The sequence below is a fragment of the Bradyrhizobium sp. USDA3010 genome (genome assembly GCF_056429065.1).
In genome coordinates, this window is the sequence record NZ_JBWJZD010000008.1 from 186,454 (window position 1) to 207,229 (window position 20,776).

20 protein-coding genes are annotated in these 20,776 nt (G+C 61.7%); 6 read left to right on the forward strand and 14 right to left on the reverse strand.

Annotated features, from left to right (window positions below):
* Positions 1-11: 11 nt before the first annotated feature.
* From AC066Y_RS15555 to AC066Y_RS15565, 3 genes are read right to left on the reverse strand one after another with little or no spacing between them, the layout of a single operon-like run.
* On the reverse strand, positions 12-425 hold the full coding sequence (locus AC066Y_RS15555) for a hypothetical protein (RefSeq protein ID WP_478274628.1): 414 nt from the start codon (positions 423-425) through the stop codon (positions 12-14).
* A 24-nt stretch (positions 426-449) separates the two neighbouring features.
* On the reverse strand, positions 450-1,682 hold the full coding sequence (locus AC066Y_RS15560; RefSeq protein ID WP_478274629.1) for an HlyD family secretion protein: 1,233 nt from the start codon (positions 1,680-1,682) through the stop codon (positions 450-452).
* Positions 1,675-2,112 (reverse strand): hypothetical protein, encoded by a 438-nt coding sequence (locus AC066Y_RS15565; RefSeq protein WP_478274630.1) that lies wholly within the window; start codon positions 2,110-2,112, stop codon positions 1,675-1,677. The genes AC066Y_RS15560 and AC066Y_RS15565 overlap by 8 nt, the downstream gene beginning before the upstream one ends.
* A gap of 155 nt (positions 2,113-2,267) precedes the next feature.
* Here AC066Y_RS15565 and AC066Y_RS15570 point away from each other — a divergent pair, with 155 nt between their 5' ends.
* Together AC066Y_RS15570 and ppk2 are read left to right on the forward strand one after the other, a co-directional pair.
* Complete coding sequence (locus AC066Y_RS15570) at positions 2,268-2,723, forward strand: hypothetical protein (RefSeq protein WP_092115708.1); 456 nt, start codon at positions 2,268-2,270, stop codon at positions 2,721-2,723.
* Positions 2,724-2,745: 22 nt separating this feature from the next.
* Positions 2,746-3,546: a polyphosphate kinase 2 gene (gene ppk2, locus AC066Y_RS15575; RefSeq protein ID WP_478274631.1), complete on the forward strand. Its 801-nt coding sequence runs from the start codon at positions 2,746-2,748 to the stop codon at positions 3,544-3,546.
* A 43-nt stretch (positions 3,547-3,589) separates the two neighbouring features.
* Here ppk2 and AC066Y_RS15580 read toward each other — a convergent pair whose 3' ends face one another.
* The 3 genes from AC066Y_RS15580 to AC066Y_RS15590 all read right to left on the reverse strand — a co-directional run bounded on the left by AC066Y_RS15580 (position 3,590) and on the right by AC066Y_RS15590 (position 8,746).
* The gene (locus AC066Y_RS15580; RefSeq protein ID WP_478274632.1) at positions 3,590-4,024 is read right to left on the reverse strand and encodes a hypothetical protein; all 435 of its coding nucleotides are present in this window, start codon (positions 4,022-4,024) and stop codon (positions 3,590-3,592) included.
* Between the two features lie 90 nt (positions 4,025-4,114).
* The gene (locus tag AC066Y_RS15585) at positions 4,115-6,865 is read right to left on the reverse strand and encodes a decarboxylase (RefSeq protein ID WP_478274633.1); all 2,751 of its coding nucleotides are present in this window, start codon (positions 6,863-6,865) and stop codon (positions 4,115-4,117) included.
* A gap of 186 nt (positions 6,866-7,051) precedes the next feature.
* Entirely contained in the window at positions 7,052-8,746 is a 1,695-nt protein-coding gene (locus tag AC066Y_RS15590; protein ID WP_478274712.1) for a SulP family inorganic anion transporter, read from the reverse strand.
* 159 nt (positions 8,747-8,905) lie between these two features.
* Between AC066Y_RS15590 and AC066Y_RS15595 the strand changes: the two genes are divergently transcribed.
* Positions 8,906-9,793 (forward strand): alpha/beta hydrolase family protein, encoded by an 888-nt coding sequence (locus AC066Y_RS15595; RefSeq protein ID WP_478274634.1) that lies wholly within the window; start codon positions 8,906-8,908, stop codon positions 9,791-9,793.
* A gap of 27 nt (positions 9,794-9,820) precedes the next feature.
* On the forward strand, positions 9,821-10,411 hold the full coding sequence (locus tag AC066Y_RS15600; RefSeq protein ID WP_478274635.1) for an invasion associated locus B family protein: 591 nt from the start codon (positions 9,821-9,823) through the stop codon (positions 10,409-10,411).
* Between the two features lie 16 nt (positions 10,412-10,427).
* Here the strand turns inward: AC066Y_RS15600 and AC066Y_RS15605 are convergent, their stop codons facing one another.
* The 3 genes from AC066Y_RS15605 to AC066Y_RS15615 form a co-directional block, all read right to left on the reverse strand.
* Positions 10,428-10,802, reverse strand: a complete 375-nt coding sequence (locus AC066Y_RS15605) for a response regulator transcription factor (protein WP_478274636.1) — start codon at positions 10,800-10,802, stop codon at positions 10,428-10,430.
* Between the two features lie 163 nt (positions 10,803-10,965).
* Positions 10,966-11,598 (reverse strand): response regulator transcription factor, encoded by a 633-nt coding sequence (locus tag AC066Y_RS15610; protein ID WP_478274637.1) that lies wholly within the window; start codon positions 11,596-11,598, stop codon positions 10,966-10,968.
* Positions 11,599-11,683: 85 nt separating this feature from the next.
* Entirely contained in the window at positions 11,684-13,528 is a 1,845-nt protein-coding gene (locus AC066Y_RS15615) for a sensor histidine kinase (protein WP_478274638.1), read from the reverse strand.
* A gap of 247 nt (positions 13,529-13,775) precedes the next feature.
* On the opposite strand from AC066Y_RS15615, the gene AC066Y_RS15620 reads away from it, so the two are divergent.
* The gene (locus tag AC066Y_RS15620; protein WP_478274639.1) at positions 13,776-14,444 is read left to right on the forward strand and encodes a helix-turn-helix domain-containing protein; all 669 of its coding nucleotides are present in this window, start codon (positions 13,776-13,778) and stop codon (positions 14,442-14,444) included.
* On the opposite strand, the gene AC066Y_RS15625 is transcribed toward AC066Y_RS15620, so the two are convergent.
* The 5 genes from AC066Y_RS15625 to aspD form a co-directional block, all read right to left on the reverse strand.
* The gene (locus tag AC066Y_RS15625; RefSeq protein WP_478274713.1) at positions 14,441-14,890 is read right to left on the reverse strand and encodes a potassium channel family protein; all 450 of its coding nucleotides are present in this window, start codon (positions 14,888-14,890) and stop codon (positions 14,441-14,443) included. The genes AC066Y_RS15620 and AC066Y_RS15625 overlap by 4 nt on opposite strands.
* A complete protein-coding gene (locus AC066Y_RS15630) occupies positions 14,890-15,969 on the reverse strand; it encodes an AI-2E family transporter (RefSeq protein WP_478274640.1) in 1,080 nt (359 codons plus the stop codon). The genes AC066Y_RS15625 and AC066Y_RS15630 overlap by 1 nt, the downstream gene beginning before the upstream one ends.
* A 329-nt stretch (positions 15,970-16,298) precedes the next feature.
* Positions 16,299-16,616 carry a hypothetical protein gene (locus tag AC066Y_RS15635; RefSeq protein WP_478274641.1) on the reverse strand — a complete coding sequence of 106 codons (318 nt, stop codon included), beginning with the start codon at positions 16,614-16,616 and terminating at the stop codon, positions 16,299-16,301.
* Positions 16,617-16,702: 86 nt separating this feature from the next.
* On the reverse strand, positions 16,703-16,891 hold the full coding sequence (locus AC066Y_RS15640; protein ID WP_478274642.1) for a hypothetical protein: 189 nt from the start codon (positions 16,889-16,891) through the stop codon (positions 16,703-16,705).
* A gap of 195 nt (positions 16,892-17,086) precedes the next feature.
* Positions 17,087-18,718 (reverse strand): aspartate 4-decarboxylase, encoded by a 1,632-nt coding sequence (gene aspD, locus AC066Y_RS15645; protein WP_478274643.1) that lies wholly within the window; start codon positions 18,716-18,718, stop codon positions 17,087-17,089.
* Between the two features lie 360 nt (positions 18,719-19,078).
* On the opposite strand from aspD, the gene aspT reads away from it, so the two are divergent.
* Positions 19,079-20,770, forward strand: coding sequence for an aspartate-alanine antiporter (gene aspT, locus AC066Y_RS15650; protein WP_478274644.1), 1,692 nt, complete (start codon positions 19,079-19,081; stop codon positions 20,768-20,770).
* Positions 20,771-20,776: the final 6 nt, after the last annotated feature.

Consider the following 20,776-nt stretch of genomic DNA (forward strand, 5'->3'; position numbering starts at 1 on the left):
GCTGCATTCCGCTACAGTTTGCAGCGATGATAGGAGACCTGCATCCCCTCGATACCCGGAAACTCGCGCGTGATGGTGTCGTCGTCGACAACCTTGAGGAAGAACTGCACGTTGGACACCATGATCCCCGACGCGCAACTCACGATGATATTGAGGTCCTTGCCATCATCCTTGCGCGATTTGATCTTGCAGTTCTCGAACTTGCCCCTCAGACGATCGGCCTCCGCGATGAAGCCGCCGCCATAGACCCCGGAGAAATTGGTGAACGTGACCTGGTTCGCCCTGCCCTTGCGCGCGAACACCTTGCCGCATTGGCCCGCGCTCGTGGCCCAGGCGCCGGCGAGATCGAACGCGTGCGCGCAATCCGGCAATGCGAGGATTATGCCCGCCACCACGGTTGCGCGAAGCTTGCTGTCCGGTTTCATCTGCCGTCTCCTTGTTCGCGCCCATCAGTGACCACTGAACACCAGCGTCTGGATCGGCAGCAGCAGGGCCTGGATCCGAAGCAGCAATGCATGAACGAGCCCGGTTGCGTCGACCGCGTGCAGGGCAAATCCCTTCAATGCACCGGTTTTCGGATCGGCAATCACGTCATGGTTGCTCGTGTAGGCATTGACGATGCAACTGCTGCCCGGTGTCACACCTTCAAGACCGCCTTTGTAGAGCGGCTCAAGGAACACGAGAATCGAACCTGGTTTTTGCAGATTCTGCGGGTCGATCAATAGCTCGCTGGCCCGGAACTGGCCGGCGGCGATGAAATCCTGCACGCTGGTGACGACCAACGGAATGATCACCCATGGCTTCGAGATGCATGTGGCTTCCGCAACCATGCCGGGCTTCATCACCTGGGCCTCGATTTGCCCGAATCCCGCCTGCAATCTATTCCGACCCGCTTCGTCCGGTATAAGGACTCCGGCCGGCCGCATGATCTGGGCGACAAGGTCCCCGGGGCGCACGAGGAATTGCTCGACACGGCCATCGACGCCGGCACGGACGAAGGTCTTGTCGAGATCCACTTGCGCCTGTGCGAGCGCGGCCTCGGCGCTCGCCTTCTCGGCCGGCAGGAGCGTGGAGACGCGCAACGTCGCCGATTCCTTGACGGCGTTAGCGGCATCGACGCCAGACTGCCGCTGATCAACCAGAACCTGCAGCTTCTCGATGTCGCGTTGCGGCACGATGCCGGGATTGCGACGCTGCAATTCGCTCTTCACTTCCAGTTCGTCCTTGGCCTGCTGCAAGGAGGCTCTCGCCTCCCCTGTCTGAGCGTCCGCCTTGACGACATCGGCCTGCGCCGAGATCAGCGACGCATCGACCTCGGCGATCTTTCGCTTGGCGGTCTCCAACGCAGCTTCCTGCTTCGAACTATCGAGCCGGAACAGAACGTCGCCTTTCTTCACCGGCGCGGTGAAGTCGACATTGACCTCGACGACGCGGCCGGACCCTTCGGGCAGGATCGGCACGGTCCTGAAGTAGATCGCCGCGGACGTTGTCGAGGGGTGAAAGTAGAAGATCATCGTGATCAGTGAGATCGTGAGCATCAGGCAGCCGGTGATGCCCCACCTTAATTCGTACCAGACCGAGAAGAACGTGATCTCCTTGCCGAACCGCTTGCCTTGCCGATAGCGGCGGTAGAGGTAATCCGGCAGGATCGTCACCAGCGAGCAAATCATAAGCTCAAGCATGGTCGTGTACCCCTTGCTTCGCGGGCGTCGGGACGTCGGGACCGCCGTCGGACACCGATTCGGCTTCGGCAGCCGGCGCGCTCGGCGTGGCGTCGGCAATGCGCTCGACGGAATCGGCAATGCTGCGCATCGGAGTGCCGAAATCCGGCAGGTCGATGAGGGCCAGCAGCAGGCCGGCGACCCAGAAGATATGCATGTGGGTGAAAAGCGATATCAGGCCGAGGACGGCGACGATCTCAAACTGGAGCTTCTGGGACTTGTGGGCCATGCGCTCCGGCAGGCTGTGCAGCTTCCAGTAAAGGGTGCCAACCCACAAGACAGTAGCTACAAGGAAAAAGCCCATCACCACCATCAGGGTGTCCGACCCGTCGGCGCCTGGAATGAAAAAGGGCAGATGATGGGGGGCTGCCGGATGCATCTGTTCGCTCAAATTTCATTCCCTTCCCGGGCGCCTGGCGCTTCGCAGCCGTGCCCGGCACCGTGCCTTTCCGCCTTGCGGCTTGCTTGATCTGGATCAAGGAAGCCGGTCGGCCCGGTCATACCGTTTGAGGGCACGGTCGAAGGTCGGCTTAGGAGTCCCCAGCCATGCGAGACAAAATCGATGACCTGATCCCAAAGGCGCATGAGATCCAGAAGCAGGCGGCGCTCCAGGAAGCGGAGAAAGCTGAGGAGCACGCCAAGCGTGCGGCTGCTGCAGAGGCAGAGAAGCGCGCCTTGATCGAACGCCTGAGCAAGCCCTCTGGGCTCAGCGAGGACGAGAAAGTCAAGCTGGCGTCGACGGTAATTCAGCGCGCGGTGCGCAACGGCTTGACCGAAGTGCAGGTCTATCGCTTCCCCAACACGCTGTGCACCGACAAGGGACGGGCCATCAATCAGATGGAGGTGGGCTGGGAAAAGACGCTGACAGGTATACCCAAGGAAATATACCAGCTCTGGGCTGACTACCTGCAGCCGCGCGGCTATCGCATCCGCTACCAGATCGTGGATTATCCGGGTGGCATGCCCGGTGACATCGGCATTGTCATTGCCTGGGGCGACTAGTTCAAACGATGGACGGGCATCGATGGCAAATGACAAGTCCACTGGGAAGATGAAGCGCAAAGATTATGAGGAAGAGCTGCAGAAGCTGCAGATTCAGCTCTGTCATCTCCAGGAGTGGGTGAAGGCGAATCATCTCAGGGTCATCATCCTGTTCGAGGGTCGCGATGCGGCTGGCAAGGGCGGAACGATCAAGGCCATGACCGAGAAGGTCAGCCCGCGGGTGTTTCGCGTGGTCGCCCTGCCCGCGCCATCCGATCGCGAAAAGTCCCAGCTCTTCATCCAGCGCTACATGCAACAGTTTCCGGCCGCCGGCGAAATCGTCATCTTCGATCGCAGCTGGTACAATCGCGCAGGCGTCGAATATGTGATGGGATTTTGCACGGCGGCTGAGCACAAGCGGTTCCTCTCGCTCTGCCCGCAGATGGAGCAATACATCATCGAGGGAGGTATCATTCTGATCAAGCTGTGGCTCGAGGTCGGGATGGATGAGCAGGAACGCCGCTTTAGGGCCCGGATCGACGATCCGCTGCGACAGTGGAAACTGAGCCCGATGGACACGGAATCCTACCGCCGCTGGTACGACTATTCGCGCGCGCGCGATCTGATGTTCAAGGCGACGAGCTCGAAGCACGCGCCTTGGTTCATCATCCGCTCCGACGACAAGCGGCGCGCGCGGCTGAACTGCATTGCGCACCTCCTCAAGACGATCCCCTACGGACGGGTCAAGCGTGACAAGGTGAAACTGCCTAGGCGCTCCGGCAAAGGGCGCTTCAACGATCAGGCCGGTCTGCGGGGGATGAAGTTCGTCGAGGAACGGTACTGAAAAATCCAGGCCCCGCGGGATGCGCGGCCCGGGTCCTTGCCACCTATTTCAGGCGGATCGTGACTCCGCCCACAGCGGCCGAGACTTCGGCGCCGACCTTCGGGCCGCTGAGCTGCAGGATCACGCCATTGGCGTTCTGCAGATGCACCCCTCCCGCGCCCGCGGCGATCGCACCTCCGGCGCCCGCGGCGCTGTACGAGCCTTCGATTGAGCCGGGCCCCCTCAGGTTGATGGCGCGCCCGACAAGCTTGGTGGTCGAGGCGCCGATCGTGAAGCCAACGCTCATGCCCGACACGGTGAAGGGATAATGCTTGCCTCGCAGGGTCAATACGCCCTCGCCGCCTCCGACACCAACGATGAAACCGCCCTTGGTGAAGATGACGGCGACCGAGCCGGTTTCGGCCAGTGACGGCGTGCTGAAGCCGGCCGATCCCATCACCACCGCAGCAAGAACTCCGATCAAACCCACTTTCCTCATGACTCTCTCCAGAAACCGGTTGCGTTACGACTTGTTGTGCAAGGATCATCGCTGCGAGAATGCGAAGACGCCTTGCGAGATCTTGTGCCCTTATGATGCGGCCTTCAGCTTCGGCGCTGCCGCCCGCGGCTTGCCCATCTTGGCCAGCGCCTCGGTGGTCACGAGCTTCAGACCTTCGGCGGCGTCGTAGCCATGGATCTCCTTCACATCCAGCTTGCGCATGAAATCGATCGTCTCCTGCGTGATGACCTGTCCAGGCACCATGATCGGGAAGCCCGGCGGATACGGAATCACGAAGTTCGCGGAGACGAGATCGGGCCCGCTCTTCAGCCGCCGGTCGATCTCGGGATCGTTCAGGCGAATGTATTGGCATCCCGCCGCATTATAGGCTGAATAGAATCCGTTGCGGATGTCGCCCTCGTTCGTCTTTGTGCCGGCATCGCCGCGATAGGCGTCGTGGAAATGCGAGAAGTTAGGCAGGTCGGGCACGTCCTTCATCAGGCTGTTGACCCGCGCGTCGAAATCGCCCCTGGCGTTCGCTCCGCCTTTGGCGAGGCCTCGATCGATCTCGCCGGAGACTTCGGCCAGCACCCGGACCAGATGCGCGACGTCGCTCCGCGTATTGTTGATGTTGGACTGGATCAAGACCGAGTTGCGCGAGGTCTTGTTGACCTGGATGTTATAGCGGCTGGCGAGCAGGCCCTTGAACTGCGTTCCGTCGTACCCGGCCGTGCCGCAGACCAGCGTCATCCGGGTCGGATCGAGGCAGAACTCGTCGTCGTTCAAGCTCTTCAGGGCGCTCGCCCAGTTGGTGCCGGCCGCCAGATAGTCAGTGAACCCGCTCTGGCGATAGGCCTTCGGCACCATCGCATCCGCGCCCAGAACGCGGAAGTACCGGGAGATCAGCGGGTTGGTGTTGACCGCATTGCGGATGGCGAACGCGATCTCCATCGCATTGGCCACCAGTCCGTAACCCTCGAGCTCCATCTGCCGGCGCGAGACGTCGAGGCTTGCGATCAGCTGCTGGTTCGGACTGGTCGAAGCGTGCGTGAACACGGCCTCCTTGAACTGCGCTTCGACCGTGTGGAATTCGATGTCCTTGACGGCCAGCATCGAGCCCTGCCGGATTGCCGACATCGACTTGTGCGTCGAGTTGGTCTGGTAGACCCGCAACCGGATCTGGCGCGGGTCGGGAATCAGCCGGGTCTTGAGCAGCACCTCGTCCGAGGGGCTCTTGCCGAGTTCGGCCTGCTGCTTCTCGTAAGCGGCAACCGATTTGGGATCGCGCATCCAGGCTTCGATGTCGTTGGCCGCGCCCATCGCGGTTCGCCGCCGCAGGAACGGCGAGAACCGCGCGAAGCCGAACCAGGCCTCGTCCCAGAGGAAGATCAGGTCGGGCTTGATCGCGAGGCATTCCTCCATCACCCGCCGGGTGTTGTAGATGTGACCATCGAAGGTACAATTGGTCAGGTCGATCATCTTGACCCGGTCGAGCCGGCCATCGGCTTTCGCGTTCAGAAGCGCCTGCTTGATCGTCTTCAGGGGCACTGCCCCGTACATCGAGTATTCCGTCATTGGGAATGCCTCGACGTAGAGCGGCTGCGCGCCCGCCAGCACCATGCCGTAGTGGTGTGACTTGTGGCAGTTGCGATCGACGATAGCGATGTCGCCGGGACCCAGCAGCGCCTGCACCGCCATCTTGTTGGAGGTAGAGGTGCCGTTGGTCACGAAGTAGACGCGGTCGGCACCGAGCGCGCGTGCGGCCTTCTCCTGCGCCTTCTTGATGTTGCCGGTCGGCTCCAGCATGCTGTCAAGGCCGCCGGTAGTGGCGCTGCTCTCGGCAAGGAACAGGTTGAGCCCGTAGAATTCGCCCATGTCGCGGATCCAATCCGACTTGAACACGGACTTGCCCCGCGCGATCGGCAGCGCGTGGAAGGTTCCGATCGGCCGCTGCGCGTATTTCTTCAGATTGTCGAAGAACGGCGTATCGAAGCGATCCTGCACGCCTTCCAGAATTGAAAGATGCAGTTCGAGGATATCCTCGACCGAGTAGAACACCCGGCGCACCACGTCGGCTTCGGGATTGCCGGCCAATTCCTCGACGTCGCGATTGGACATCAGGTAGAGATCAAGCTCGGGACGGATTCGCTTCAGGATATGGGCCAGCCGGAGCGCGGACGCATCGGACTCTTCGTTGAGCCCCATGGCGCCGGTCATGGCACGAAGCACCGGAGCATCGTGACGCGAGCGCAAGCCAAAGCCTTCGTTGATCACCACCGCCGCAATGTTGGGATTCAGCATTGCCGCACAGAAGGCGTCCTCGAGACTGCCCACTACTACGGGCTCGTAGATGAAGGCGTCGACCGGACGCCGCAGCCTGCGCCATTCCGAAAGCAGTCCCGGCCAGTGGCCGGCAGGCACCCCGGTCACGATCAGGGTCTCGAAGTAGGGACGGCGGCCCCCCGATTGTCCGAGCGTTGGCGGAAGCAGATCGGGGACGTCGCCATTGCCGTCGTCCTGCGTGCTCCAATCGTGAGCATGTTGCCGGAAGGATTTCGTCTGAAGTGCCTGCGCGATCCGGGTCGAAAGCATATGCGAGGTGGCGGCATCGCCCGCCGCCGCGGCTTCCTTCAGCGCCGCCATCAAGCGAAGGCCCGGATAGCCGTGAAACTCCTCTGTGACCGCAAGCGCCGAAAGCGCCTTGTCGTACGGCGCACGGTCACCGCCCCGGCTCCACGCCTTGGCCGCCTCAACCAGATCGCGCCAATTGTCGGCGCGTCCGCCGGGTCCGGAGAAGAACTGGTCGATGCGTTGCTGTGCCGGCTTCGCGTCGTTGGCCATGAATGACTCCTGATCTCGTGATCCTGGCGCTGGTTCTGTCCGATCGTAGGAACCGGGCCCAACGCTCCCTTTGATCCAAGTCAAGCCGACGCCGGATCGAGACGCGTCTCACAGCTGCCGGTAGGCGCCCCGGCTTGCGATGCGACGGGGCTACTGCGTCGGGGGCGATCCGCTCGGTCGCACGCGCTAGGTGTTTGCCGGCGGCTTCCTGTTGTCCAACACGGTGTCAAGCGTACGCATCCAGTCTCCACTATCGGTCTTGTCGGCAAAGCCATCTGCCTGAAGCAGGTCGCGCAACTGCGCGTGCGCCCCGACGATGCAAAACGTGATTCCGCGCGATGTGAGTTCCTGGTGCAGATCGTGGAGCATGCGTGACCCCGCCAGGTCGATGAATGGCGAGGCCGACAGGTCACAGGCCACCAGCTTGACGTCGGGGGACATCGCAAGCGCCGCCAAAACCGTCTCGAAGATCGTCTCGGCATTGACATAAAGTAGAGAGGTTTCCGGGCGAAACGCGATGATCCCGGCCAAGGGCTCCACGTCGTCGTGCCGCGCCCGATCAGAATAGCGGCCGCCGCCAGGGAGACGGCCAAGAAACGCGATATTCGGCTGGGAGGCGCGCAACAGAAGCAGCAAGATCGAGGCGACGGCTGCCAGCAGCACACCCTGTAGGATTCCGAGGAACAGCACGGATACTAGCGCGATGAGCGCGGCATAGAAATCGATCCGGCTGATCCGCCACATTCTGGCGAGCGCGGGAATATCGACCAGTTTGTAGACGGCCGAAAAGACGACCGCAGCAAGCACGGTCCTCGGCAGATTGGTCAGCAGACCGGTGAAGAACAGCAGGCAGAGTGCGAGGGTCACGGAGCAGAACACCAGCGCCAGTGGCGTCCGCGCGCCGGCTGCGTCGTTGACGGCCGACTGCGACAGACCGCCCGCAACGGGATAGCCGTGCCCAAGGGCTGCCGCGAGATTGGCCGCACCGAGTCCCAGAAACTCCTGCCGGACATCCAGTGCATAGCCGTGCTTTGCCGCAAAGCTTCGCGCGGCGGATACGCCTTCCACATAGGCCAGCACCAGGCACCCGGCGGCAATGGGAAACAGATCGTCAAATTCGAGCAAGCCGAACGTCGGCAGCGCAAGGGTCGGCAACCCCGTCGGGATCGTTCCGGTCACCGGCAGTCCCATTTCTGCAAGCCCAAGGACGGAGACCGTGACGATCGAGAGCGCGACCACGGCGAGCCCAACAGGCCTTCCGGGCAGCCTGCGTTCGCCGAGCAGGAGCAGCACGGTCGCAGCCACACCAAGGCCGAGCACCAGCGGGCGGGTATCGCCCAACTGGCCGGCAAGCTTGATCGCGCGGTCGAAAAAATTATGGCCGCCGCCTGCGACGCCGAACAGGCTCGGCAGCTGGCTCATGATGATGGTGAGCCCTGCCCCGGCCTTGAAGCCCACCAGAATGCTATCGCTGATCAACCGCACCAGCAGGCTGAGCTTGAACAACCAGGCAATCAGGCAGAGCGCTGCGACGCTGAAGGCAACGAGGCTGACGATCTGTCCGTAACGCGTGGCATCGCCGCCGGCCAATATGCCGACGGCACCGGCGATCATCAGCGAGATCGCCGAGGTCGGCCCAACCGCGAGTTGCCGGGAGGAACCCAGCAGGGCGTAGCCCACGCCGCCAAGCAGGTAGCCGTAGACGCCGATCTGCGGCGGCAGCCCGGCGAGGCCCGCATAGGCCAACGACACCGGGATCGCGTAGGCCGCCAGCGTGACTCCGGCGATTGCGTCCGCGCCAAGCCAGGAGACGCGATAATCGGCGAGCCAGATCGCCGGCGGAAACCGGCGCATCCAACTCATCTCTCCCCGGATCGACATCAAGCCCGCCGTATGAAGCCGCAATGGCTGCATGTGGTTGCGCCGGTGGATGCGATGCTCGTTGACTCAGATCAAGCCTCGCTGCCCGCAATGTGCTTCTCACCTAGCTCGGATTATCGTGACCTGCACATTTGCCGGACGACCACTGGAGCGCATGGCATGCGTCAGCACCGCTTACGGATCCTTGCAACCGCAACGCTTCTGTTGCTTGGCCTGACCGCTCCCGCACGCACCGATGATCAAGGCCCACCCCAGCGCATCCAGGAAGAGATCTGGGCATTGCCGCTGCCGCTACCGATGTTCGCTTACCTGGCCCGCCCCGTCGGCGACGGCCCTTTCCCGCTGGTCATCATGAACCACGGCGTGTCGCTGAACGCCAGGGATCGCAGCTTCTTCCCCTTGGTGGAGTTTCGCGACGCCGCAATGTGGTTTGCGCGGCGCGGCTATCTCGTGGTCGCACCGGTCGGCACCGGCTATGGCGCGGCTGCCATCGATATTCCCGAACGTGGTCTCTACGGCCCGTTCTTCTCCAAGATCGGGAAATGCGCCAATCCCAACTTCCTCGAGCCGGGTCTGGCGGTTGCGCAGGTCGATCTCTGGATCATTGATTACATGGCCTCCGAAAAACGCACCCTGCCGGAAGGCGTCATCGTCGTCGGGCAGTCGGCCGGCGGCTGGGCGGCGATCGCGTTGTCGAGCCTCAACCCACCGCAGGTCAAGGCCATCATCACCTTCGCGGCGGGCCGCGGCGGCCGCGTCGACGGCAAGCCCAACAACAATTGTGGCCCCGACAAACTGGTCGAAGCGACCGGCGTGTTCGGCCACACGTCGCGGGTACCCATGCTGTGGCTCTACGTCGAAAACGACACATTTTTCGGCCCGGCCCTGTCGAAGCGAATGTACGAGGCCTTCACGCGCGCGGGCGGCCGGGTTGAATACCATCTATTGCCGCCGTTCGGTGACGAAGGGCATTTCCTGATCGGCTCTCCCGATGCCATTCCCACCTGGTCGCCATTGGTCGAACGATTTCTGGACAAGGTGCGCTAGGCGCGCAATCTCGCTGGAGGAGTATCCATGGTACGACATGTTGCCTTGTATCGTGCCTTGGCGACGTCGGCGCTGTTAGCAGCCGGCATCAGTGCTGCCCACAGTCAACAGACCCCCGCGCCGCCGCCCGCCGTCAAGGATGGTGGCGAGGTGGCCTCTCGGGGATCGCGCGTGGCGCGAGACGTCAAATTTGGCGATTGGCGCAGGCTTTGTTTCAATGCGGCCGGCACCAAGACACTATGCCGGACCACGATCACCGGTACCTTCGGGACCGGCCAGACGGCCGTTCGCATCGATCTGGTCGAGCGTGAAGACGGGAGCGCCCGTCTCCAGCTATTCCTACCGGTCGGGATGTACCTGCAGGCGGGAGTCAAGCTGTCGGTCGACCAGCAGCAGGTCCATCGCCTGCCCTATACCTGGTGCGTGAGCAACATGTGCATTGCGGCCGATGTTGCCGATCCCAAGCTGCTCGAGGAAATGGATAGCGGAAGGGCGCTCTCGATCGATGTCGTCGATACCAGCATTCTCACGGTGACGACATCGGTGCCGCTCGACCGCTTTGCGACCGTCCGCAAGGGGGCCCCCGCACTGACGCTCGAACAAGCCATTGACGAATGATTGGGACCCGCGATCGCTAGACCGCGCCAGCCAACAATTGTTCGATCGGCTGAATCAGCGATTTTGCCGTGAAGGGTTTGGTGAGATAGGCCACGCATCCCGATGCCATTGCGGCCATGCGTGTCGCCGGGTTGTCATTTCCGGTGATGTAGATGACGGGGATTTCGATGCCCTGATCCGCCAAGCGGTGGCGCAGTTCGATCCCTGAACCATCGCTGAGATTGATGTCCAGGATCAAACACAGCGCGCAATCGAAGCTGCCATCCATCAGCAAGGCATTTCCCGTCTCGAACAATCTGGATGCGAATCCATATTCCCGCAGCAGCCGTCCGATTCCTCGGAGCATGGAGGGGTTATCATCCACAACGAAAACAATCTTCGGGGTCGGCAAACCTCTACCTCGGCGCTGAATTTTGACTCGTGACCCAATGTCCGTCTCGATGCAGGAGACATCGCAGCACGACACCGTCGCGGCCAAGATCGGACATAAGCGCCGTCACAGAGCTTTCATATTGTACCATGGGACAGGACAGCCGCAGCTGCCCCCCGGCGGATTACCCCTTGACCTCGCCGTCAAGCTCGCAAACGCCGAGCCGCCCGGCGATCGAGACCAGCTCGGCAAGCGACTGCACCTGCATTTTCTCCATGACCTGGTGACGATGCGCCTTGATTGTGCGTTCCGTCGTGCCAAGCTCATAGCCGATCTGCTTGTTGATCCGACCTCGTACAATCATATCGAACACCTGCCGCTCGCGCGGAGTCAACTTCGCCAGCAACGCGCGAAGCGATTCGACCCGGGTTCGCCGGCTACGCGCCAACTCGTGCCGTGCAACGGCGCGATCGATTGCCTCGATCAGCTGCACTGACGCGATCGGCTTGGTCAGAAAATCCTCGGCTCCAGCCTTGATCGCCTGCACGGTCGTCGCTGTGTCGGCATGTCCGGTGAGGAATACGATTGGAAGCGTCGATTCCAGCTCGTTAAGACGGGTCTGCAGCTCCGGACCACTCATTCCGGGAATGCGTACGTCCAGCAGGATACAGCCAGCTTCCTCGTCGCCTGGCAATTGATCGAGCAGTTGCCGGGCCGATGCATAGGTCGCAACACGGTAGCCGGCCAGCTTGAGCCTGCGCTCGAGTGCTGTACGAAACGAGGCGTCGTCATCGACGATATGCACGCAAGCGTGCATTGCCCTCTCTCCTACGCGACCGACGGCAAAATACTGCGATCGTCAAGTTAGCACTGCCCGCTGCCAAAGTAAGAGCCCAAACGCGCTATGCCGCCAGTGGCAATGAAAGATGGAAAGCCGCTCCGCCCCCAGACTGGTTCTCAGCCCAGATCTGACCGCTATGCGCCAGAACGATCGTCCGCGCGATTGACAGGCCGATGCCCATTCCCTGCTCCTTCGTGGTGAAGAATGGATCGAAAATCTCGTTCAGCCTGTCCTGGGGAATTCCCGGACCGGAATCACAGATTGAAATTATGGCCGCGGCCCCTCCATTGACTTCAGTACGACCGATGATCGTGCGTCCGTAGGGCATTTTTGCCATCGCGTCCATGCTATTGACCACGAGGTTGAGAATGACCTGCTGCAACTGGACCGGGTCACCTTTCACCCGCAGGATCTGCGGCGACGTCTGCAGGTAGATTGCAACGTTGCGAGCCGAGGCCTGCAGCTTGAGGAAATCGAATGCTTCCCGCATGGTCTGGTTGAGGTCGATCTCCTTCCTCTCAAATGGTGCACGCTTCAGCAAGCTGCGCAGCCTGCGGATCACCTCGCTCGCGCGTAGATCATCACGCTTGATGTCGGAAATGATTTCCCGCACCTCCTGAAGGTCGGGTGTCGGCGAACCGAGGATCAACTCCGCTGTCTCCGCATTGGTCAGGATCGAGCCAAGCGGCTGGTTGAGCTCATGGGCGATCGAGGACGACAGCTCACCGGCGGTCGCCCGCCGATTGCTGTGAGCCAGCTGGGACAAGCGATTGCGCGCCTCGACCTCGGCCTTTCGGCGCATGTACCGTTCGTGCAGCAGGAACGCAATCAGCAAGCTCTGGACCAGCAACGCCGCAGCGAGCGCAACCGCTCGCCAGCGATATTTTTCCAGAAGGGTCGGCTCCCGGAAGCGGATTTCGCTGCCTTGCGGCAGACCGGCTTCGCTGACATTCCAGCGCTGCATCTGCTGCCAGTTGAAGATCGGCTTCACGGCATTGATGACCGACGGCGGCAAGTTTTCCGGCGCTTCTCCATCCAGGATCCGCAGCGCCCTTTGTGCTGCCTCGGTACCGATCAGGGACGGGACGATCGTGAATCCGCCGATGCCACCCGGCTCGAGGAACGTCTCCGCCGCGACAACGATGGGACGATTTGCCTTCGCCGCGACAAATGCGAGGGCATCCGAGGGCGGATAATAGTTGCCCTTGCCGTCACTATAGAGGCCCGTGTAGACGATCGCGCTGTGCTCGGGAAGCGCAGCGACCCGCTCGAGGACGTCAGGCATCGGACGTCCGACAATCTCGATAATGTCGATGCCCGGAATGCCGGCTGCTGCCTGATCTTTCCAATTGCGAAACAGAACCTGCCGATCCCATTCCGCGCCAACGAGCACCACGGTCTTGAGGTCTGGCACGACGGCCCGAGCGGCCGTGACGGCATCCTTGAGCGTCGAAGTCACCATGCCGCCCGTGACATAGGCAGGCGGCTGCAATCGCTTAAAGTCGGCCTCTTCGACCAAAGCGAAGACGATCGGCGTATTGGGCCAAAGCTGCGGGCGCCAGCGGAGCGCGAGCTCGAGCGCAGCGGCTCCAACAGTGACCACGACACCGATCGGTCGATCGCGATATTTGGCCTCGAGAAACCGCCGGAAACCCTCCTGATAGCCCTCGCCACCGAAGCGATTGAGATCGAGGCTTTCCGTGTAGATTGTCGTCGGGGCGTGATCGTGCGCGCTCACGGCATCCCTCAGTCCAACGAAGACCTGATAGTAAAAGGGGCCACGTCGATCGGACTGGTCCAGCACCAGCATGGAATGTGAATGCATCTCTTGCGCCCAGAGGCCCGCCGGCGACAGCAAGCTCGCCAGCAGGATGATCAGTCCAGAGAGCCGAATTGCCTTGCCCATAGCGCTCGGAGCCGGAGACCAACGGGTTCAAGAAGTCTAGCACGGTTATCGTCGTAAATGCTGAAAAGTAATCCAGGACTTGCTTACCAATTACGAACAAATTGCCGCATTTCGGGCACCCTGTCCTTTGGGACAATGACCTCAAGACCAATAGAGGCTGGTCGGGCCGTGTCGTAGTCATTGCACGCGGACAAGCATTTTCGAGCCGCTACGGACGCAGCAAAGTCATAGTGAAGAGAGATGGTCCATGTTCGCTCGCGTCAATGTCAGACCGGCCAATGTACCGAGCATCCTCGGTGGGCTGACCGCCCAACACGCCAACTTCATCACCAGTGAATTTCATTACAGGAGGGGCACCGAGATCTACGGCGAGAAAGAGCCTGCGGAGTACGTCTACCAGGTCGTTTCGGGGGCCGTTCGCAGCTACAAGCTCCTCTCCGACGGACGACGTCAGATCGGTGCCTTTCACCTCGTCGGGGACATTTTCGGCCTTGAGAATGCCGAAACCCATCGCTTCACAGCCGAAGCTGTCGTCGACACCAACGTGCGCCTGATCAAGCGGACGAGCCTCGAACGGGGGGCCCATTCTGATTCCGTCCTGGCTCGCAACCTGTTGATCATGACCACCAGCAACCTGCAGCATGCCGAAGATCATATGCTGCTGCTCGGCCGCAAGACCGCGTTGGAGCGGGTGGCCGCGTTTCTGCTCGAGATGGATCGCCGGCTGACCGGCGCCGACGTCGTCGCCCTGCCGATGTGCCGGCGCGATATCGCCGACTATCTCGGGCTGACCCTCGAGACCGTATCGCGTGCGCTATCCAAGCTGCACGCTCACGGAGCACTCAACTTCCTCGGCTCCAATCAGCGCGAGATCATGCTGGTTGACCGCGAACAGTTGGCCAATTTGGACAACTAACCCGATGTTGACGAGGATTCCGCGGCCGCCGTCTGACGCTCAATGGTCTTTTGCAGCACCTCGAACAGGACCGCAGTCGACCAGCCGAACATCAGAATGCCGTTCATGGCGGCCATCGGGCCGAGCAACAACCACTGCTTGACCGGCACGACGTCGCCATAGCCGAGCGTGGTGTAGTTGACAAAGGCGAAATAGAGCAGATTGCTGCCGGCGGGCGCTGCGCCAATCACAAAATAGGCCAGTGACCACACCCCGATCTCCAAGGTGTGAGCTACCATTAGGATCAGCGCGGTCGCAACCATCACGCTGCTGAGCTGCAACTCGAACCGAGCGGCGGCGCTCAGGGCGACATTGCGCAGCAGTCGGATCACCACGACGGTGAACAATGAATGGAGCGCAATATTGATCGCACTCACCGCCAATCCCGCGAGGAGCTGAAGCAATATCATCGCTGTCCCGCCAGCCGCGCGCGGTCGTCCCGGATCCAAGCCGTGACCAGCTCCCAGGCGACCGCGAGAATGATCGGGCCAATGAACAGGCCCACGATGCCGTGTGCAAGCGTCCCGCCGATCACGCCGACGAAGATGACGAGCGCCGGCGTGGTCAGGCCCCGCCCCATGACCAGCGGCTTCAGCACATTGTCGAGGACACCGACGACCAGGAAGAACAACGTCAGGGCAAGCGCCGTCGTGAAGTCTTTGGTCGACCAGAGCCAGATGACGACGGGAAACAGCACGATCGCAGCGCCGATCTGCACGATCGCCAATAGCATAACCACAAGCGCCAGCAGGCCCGCGCTCGGAATCCCGGCCATCTTGAAGCCGACGCCGGCCAGCAGTGATTGCAGGACGGCAACGCCGATGACGCCCTGGGAGACGGCCCGGATTGTTGCGCCAGCAAGGTCGAGGAAGTGCTCGCTCTGCTCCGGCACAATACGGGACAGGAAGCCCCTGCATGCCGCGGCAAGCTGCCGACCGTGAGGAAACAGGAACCCCGCGAGCGCGACCGCCAGCAGAAACTTCAGCATCCCGACGCCGGCATTGCCGGCGAACGCAAACAGTATCCCGGCCAGCGGCTTCAGATGCGGCACGACCTCGCGCAGCACGGCGCGCAGATTGGTCGACGCCCGATCCCAGAGGTCATAGAGCGGGCCGCCGATCAGCGGCCAATCCTTGATCTCCGGCATCGGCGATGGCACGACAACGTTACCGGCGCTCAATTGTCCGGCAAGCTCCCTCACCCCCTCCACCGCCCCGATCCCGAGCCAGGTCGCCGGTCCGATGACGATCCCCAATGCGATCAAGGTCAGGACCAGGGCCGCGATGCCTGCGTGGCCCCCGAACATCCCTGTGAGCCAGTTGAAGACCGGATAGAGTGCGACCGCAAGCACGACGCTCCAAGCCAGAATCGGCACGAACGGACGGATCAGGACGAACGACCAGTAGATCAGCAGCGCCAGCAATCCGAGGCGAATTGCGAGCTGGACGAACTCGTCTCCGGCCACGAGTTGGCGAAGCGTTTTCAAGAACGTGCTTTCGATTGAGCGTCAGTAGGCACGCAGGAAGCGGTGCCATCGCCGCGCCACGCTTGGCTTGATCCAGATCAAGCGTCACATGTCCGCCCCTTCGGAAAGTAAACGGCCCCGGTTCGGGAGCAAGATTCGGGGCCGCCGCAGGTCGAGTTGCGATCACGGCCGGGATCACGAACGCGATCGCGCCCCGACTTAAGCGACGGACCGCCGTCGTCGGCAGTTGTCCCAAGGTGCAGGATGGATCGCCTGCCCCGCCGAAGGAGCCGCGCTATCCTTACGGATGGTAGGTCGGTTGTTCGGCGCCAGGCCGGCCCTCAGTGGTGTCACCGCCGGCCGAGCAACGAACGCCGATAGCCGCTATCGCGAGCTTCGCTCCTGCACACGAAACTGCCGTCGAAACCCCTGGCATAGCGGCTCTGCCCCTCGAGATAATAGCGTCGACGGCGAAAATCGAGCCAGACCACGGTATCGCCGGGACAATGCCGCTGGGCCTGTGCCGCATAACGGAAGGGCGTTAGCGGCAGCGCGATCGTCTGTTGTGCACAGCAGAACAGGGCAATCGTGGCCGAGAGCCCGATTCCTGGCCTTGCGGCCAGATGATCTCGCCGTCCGGTCGAATTTGCAGCTATTTTGAAGCGCATTCATTGCCCCGGACTGGTGTCTCCGGTCGCAGGTGCCGAATTCATCGCTGACATCGGTTCGCTCAGGCTCAGATGAAGAGGCTCGCTCAGAGCGACAGCAATCCAAAGGCAAACGCGACAGTCGACAGCATCCCGGCCGTTATAACCATCAACCTGAAGGCAAAATCTCCGTCGATCGCTTCGAGCCGGCGACGCAGCCAATTGCGAGCGCCGGCCGGCTTTCCTGCGCGAACCGCTCGCCGAAATATGTCGCTGCCATTTCCCATGATCGCCATGGTAGATCACGGAGAAAACCGACTGACCAGCGCAGCTTGTGCCAGACAATCGGAAATGCTTGCGACAAGCTGACTTACCCAATTCGACTATAACGGCCCGGTTGACCGCGACGCTCTGAATGGCGAATGACGTGGCAGCGTTATTGACGATAGCCCTCGCGCCAGAGATCAACAACCATGGGAGAACTCGGTTCGTCAGCGCCTTGCACCTCCCTTGTTCCCGGTCGCTGCTTCGTAGGCATCGCGATAGCCCCTGGCGATCGTCCGGACACCTCGTCCGATGTCGTCGTAGACGTCGTCAGGGAGGTTCGCGAGCGATACGCGAAGCGACCATTCGGGTGCATCGAATCCGCCGCCGTTCAGCAGCACGATCCCGTGGGCTTCGGCCAGCCTGAATGCGAGATCCAGCGGGTGGACATTTTTCTTCAGGTGTTCAACGGCATCGTCCCCGATGTTCTTTCGAGCCCAGAACTCGAAATCGATCAGGCCGTAGTAGGCATCGTAATTCGGATTGGGGGTTAGCTTATCAGCAAGTCCGAGCCCGTCGAGCAGCGCCCACAGGCGCTTGTTGACGATTTCCATGCAGGCGGCCTGATAGGCCTTTTTCACGTCCATCATCTCCGCAAGCGAGAACAGGCTCATCATCACCTGCTGCGGCAACGACAACCCCGCGGTGTGATTGAGCGCCACGTCGCGGCTGTCGGCGACGATCCGGTCGATCAGCTTGAGCTTGCGCGGCTCGAGCGTTAGCGGCCCATAGCGCTTGTCGAGCGCCTTCACGGCTTCGTCCGGAAGCTTTGCGATCATCTTGTCGAAGATGTTGTCTTCATGGATCGCGATGGCCCCGAGCCGCCACCCCGTGCAGCCGAAATACTTCGAATAGGAGTAGACGCCGATGGTGTTGTGCGGCAGCTCGCCGAGCAACGAACGGAAGTTGTGCACGAAGGTTCCGTAGACGTCGTCGGTGAGGATCATCAGGTCGGGACGCTTGGTCTTGACCAAATTGGCCAGCTTGGCGATCGTCTCCTTGCTCAACGCCATCCCCGGAGGATTGGACGGATTGACGACGAAAAAGGCCTTGACCTTCGGATCCTCCAGCTTCTTGATTTCCTCGTCGGTGAACTGGAACTTGTTTTCCTGCGGAGCCCTGATCTGAACGACCTTCAGATCGTAGTCCTCCAGGTGCGTCATCTCGATGTAGGGCGTGAAAATCGGCGTCGCCAGCGCAATCGTATCACCGGGCACCAGCAGCCGATTGGCCTTCAGCGACTTGAAGAGGTAGCACATCGCCGCCGTGCCGCCCTCCACCGCATAGATGTCGAACTTCCCGGCCGGCCGGGACTCGCCGCAAACCGCCCACATGAGATACTCGTGCACGATCCGTTCGTTGTGCACCAGCATGCGGTCCGGCACCGGGTAATTGTCGCCGATGATCGAGTCGACGAGTTCGTGGACGAAAGCGTCGGGATCGAAGCCGAATTTCTTGACCGCAAAAGGCAGCATTTCGGTCAGGAAGCTCGCACCGGGCATGTCCTTGTGCTGTTTGAGCCAGGCCTCGAACCGCCCGGCGATGCCTTTTGCCTGCGGCATGCCGCCGATGCCCGCCGGATGCTCCATCACCCGCTTGCTCTCGGTGATGGCGAACTGTCCGAGCAGGAAGAAGCCTTCGCGCGGCGTCGTGGCCACCCAGTTGGGGTTGCCCCGCCCGGCATTTAGAAAGGCCGTCTGACTTCGCTTCGAAGCGCTCTTCGCGAGGTTGATCAATTCGTCCTTGATCTCGAAGGGGCTCAATGCCTCGAATTTCCTTAAGGTCAGAAGATCGGCCATTTGACACTCCCGTAACGATGCAAGCTGTTGGGATGGAGGCGGACAGGCTGTTCGCCCGCGCAATCGCGTTCAGCATGATCGGCAGCCGGTGACGAGCCTTGATCTATGTCAACGGTCTCGTGGAGGCGGTGCGCGGCGACGGTGGGCTCGTCACGATGCAGTTTTGCTAACCGCGCGCAGGTCGTCGGCAAGGCAATGAAACCGCAGCGCTCTCGCAGTTGCGATTGACATAGATCAACGTCCTTCTCACCAGCCGCCGCCTGATGTCGATCGATAGAGCTGCTCGCCCTTTCTCGGCCCCTGCGCGAGATCGAAGCGGGCGCATGCCGAAGCCCCTGGACAGCATGAACGGGTGACATCATGATCGATTGGTTCTTCCAGACGCTCCGCACCTATCCCGAAATCGCGATCTTCCTCTCTTTGGCCCTCGGCTACTATTTCGGGTCCTTCACCTACAAGGGTCTTGGTCTCGGAGCAGTCACCGCGACACTGGTCGCCGCAGTCATCATCGGCCAGATCGGAATCACCATTTCGGGCCCGCTGAAGCCGTTCTTCTTTCTGATGTTCCTGTTCGCAATCGGTTATGGCGTCGGACCACAATTCGTGCGCGGCATTGCGCAGGACGGCGTTCCGCAAGCCATTTTCGCGGCCGTGGTTTGTGTGTTCTGTCTTCTCTCTGCATATCTCGGTGCGAAAATCGCCGGCTACGACGTCGGATCGGCGGTCGGGCTCTATGCCGGCTCACAGACGATCTCCGCGTCGATGGGGCTCGCGACCGACGCCATCAATCGCGCTGGTCTGCCCGCGGACGAAGCCAAGAAGCTGCTCGATGCCATGCCGGTCGCCTATGCCGTGACCTATATTTTCGGCACGGTCGGGTCGGCGATCGTCTTGGCCCTGCTAGGTCCTGCACTGCTCGGCATCGATCTCGAGACGGCATGCAAGAAGTACGAGGAAGAGCATGGCGGCAAGAAGCAGCTGGGCGGCCCTGGGACGGCCTGGCACCAGTTCGACTTACGCGCCTACCGCGTTCGCGAGCGTGGGCCTGTCGTCGGCAAGACGGTCGAGCAGGCAGAGGCACTGATACCCGAGCAGCGCGTCTTCATCCTCCGACTTCGGCAAGCCGGGCAGATCGTGGAGGCAACCTCCGACACGGTGATTCATGCCGGCGATGTCGTCGCCGTGGCTGGCCGCCGCGACGTGCTCGTGCAGTTGATCGGCGAGCAGGCGGAAGAAGTTGACGATCGTGAGCTGCTGGCGGTGCCGATCGAAGGCGTCGATGTTTACGTGACCAGCAAGGACGTCGATGGCAAGACGCTGGAGGAACTGGCGAGAGCACCGGGCGCTCGCGGCATATTCCTGCGCAAGATCACCCGGGGCGCGATCGCGACCGAGATTCCGATCCTGCCGAACACGAAGATAAACCGGGGCGACATCGTCACCCTGGTCGGCCGCACGCCCGACGTCGCCGCCGCCACGACAATGCTCGGCCGGCCGGATCGTGCGACCGATGTTGCCGACGTCGCGTTCATCGGCGCAGCCATTGCGATCGGTGCGCTTGTTGGCGCCTTCGTCTACAAGATCGGAAGCGTGCCGCTCACCTTGTCCACTTCCGGCGGCGCGCTGATCTCCGGTCTGTTTTTCGGCTGGCTCCGATCCGTGCACCCGACGTTCGGCCGCATCCCGTCACCGACCGTGTGGTTCATGAACTCGGTCGGCCTGAATGTCTTCATTGCCGTGGTCGGCATCTCCTCGGGACCGGGATTTGTCGCCGGATTGCAAAAGCTCGGCTTCAGCCTGTTCCTCTGGGGCGTCATCGTGACGACGGTGCCGCTGATCCTGGCGATGTTCGTCGGCAAATACCTGTTCCGCTTCCACGACGCGATCCTGCTCGGATGCTGCTCCGGCGCGCGCACGACCACTGCATCGCTGGGCATGATCAACGACCGCGCGAAAAGCCAGATACCCGGCCTCGGCTACACCGTCACCTACGCGGTCGGAAACACGCTGCTGACCATCTGGGGCATGGTGCTGGTGATGATGATGACCTAGCCGCGG

Excerpts from the sequence above, each read along its gene's own strand:
- AC066Y_RS15555 (WP_478274628.1), bottom strand. The coding sequence starts at position 425 with ATGAAACCGGACAGCAAGCTTCGCGCAACCGTGGTGGCGGGCATAATC.
- AC066Y_RS15560 (WP_478274629.1), bottom strand. The coding sequence starts at position 1,682 with ATGCTTGAGCTTATGATTTGCTCGCTGGTGACGATCCTGCCGGATTAC.
- AC066Y_RS15570 (WP_092115708.1), top strand. The coding sequence starts at position 2,268 with ATGCGAGACAAAATCGATGACCTGATCCCAAAGGCGCATGAGATCCAG.
- ppk2 (WP_478274631.1), top strand. The coding sequence starts at position 2,746 with ATGGCAAATGACAAGTCCACTGGGAAGATGAAGCGCAAAGATTATGAG.
- AC066Y_RS15580 (WP_478274632.1), bottom strand. The coding sequence starts at position 4,024 with ATGAGGAAAGTGGGTTTGATCGGAGTTCTTGCTGCGGTGGTGATGGGA.
- AC066Y_RS15585 (WP_478274633.1), bottom strand. The coding sequence starts at position 6,865 with ATGGCCAACGACGCGAAGCCGGCACAGCAACGCATCGACCAGTTCTTC.
- AC066Y_RS15590 (WP_478274712.1), bottom strand. The coding sequence starts at position 8,746 with ATGTCGATCCGGGGAGAGATGAGTTGGATGCGCCGGTTTCCGCCGGCG.
- AC066Y_RS15595 (WP_478274634.1), top strand. The coding sequence starts at position 8,906 with ATGCGTCAGCACCGCTTACGGATCCTTGCAACCGCAACGCTTCTGTTG.
- AC066Y_RS15600 (WP_478274635.1), top strand. The coding sequence starts at position 9,821 with ATGGTACGACATGTTGCCTTGTATCGTGCCTTGGCGACGTCGGCGCTG.
- AC066Y_RS15610 (WP_478274637.1), bottom strand. The coding sequence starts at position 11,598 with ATGCACGCTTGCGTGCATATCGTCGATGACGACGCCTCGTTTCGTACA.
- AC066Y_RS15615 (WP_478274638.1), bottom strand. The coding sequence starts at position 13,528 with ATGGGCAAGGCAATTCGGCTCTCTGGACTGATCATCCTGCTGGCGAGC.
- AC066Y_RS15620 (WP_478274639.1), top strand. The coding sequence starts at position 13,776 with ATGTTCGCTCGCGTCAATGTCAGACCGGCCAATGTACCGAGCATCCTC.
- AC066Y_RS15635 (WP_478274641.1), bottom strand. The coding sequence starts at position 16,616 with ATGCGCTTCAAAATAGCTGCAAATTCGACCGGACGGCGAGATCATCTG.
- AC066Y_RS15640 (WP_478274642.1), bottom strand. The coding sequence starts at position 16,891 with ATGGCGATCATGGGAAATGGCAGCGACATATTTCGGCGAGCGGTTCGC.
- aspD (WP_478274643.1), bottom strand. The coding sequence starts at position 18,718 with ATGGCCGATCTTCTGACCTTAAGGAAATTCGAGGCATTGAGCCCCTTC.
- aspT (WP_478274644.1), top strand. The coding sequence starts at position 19,079 with ATGATCGATTGGTTCTTCCAGACGCTCCGCACCTATCCCGAAATCGCG.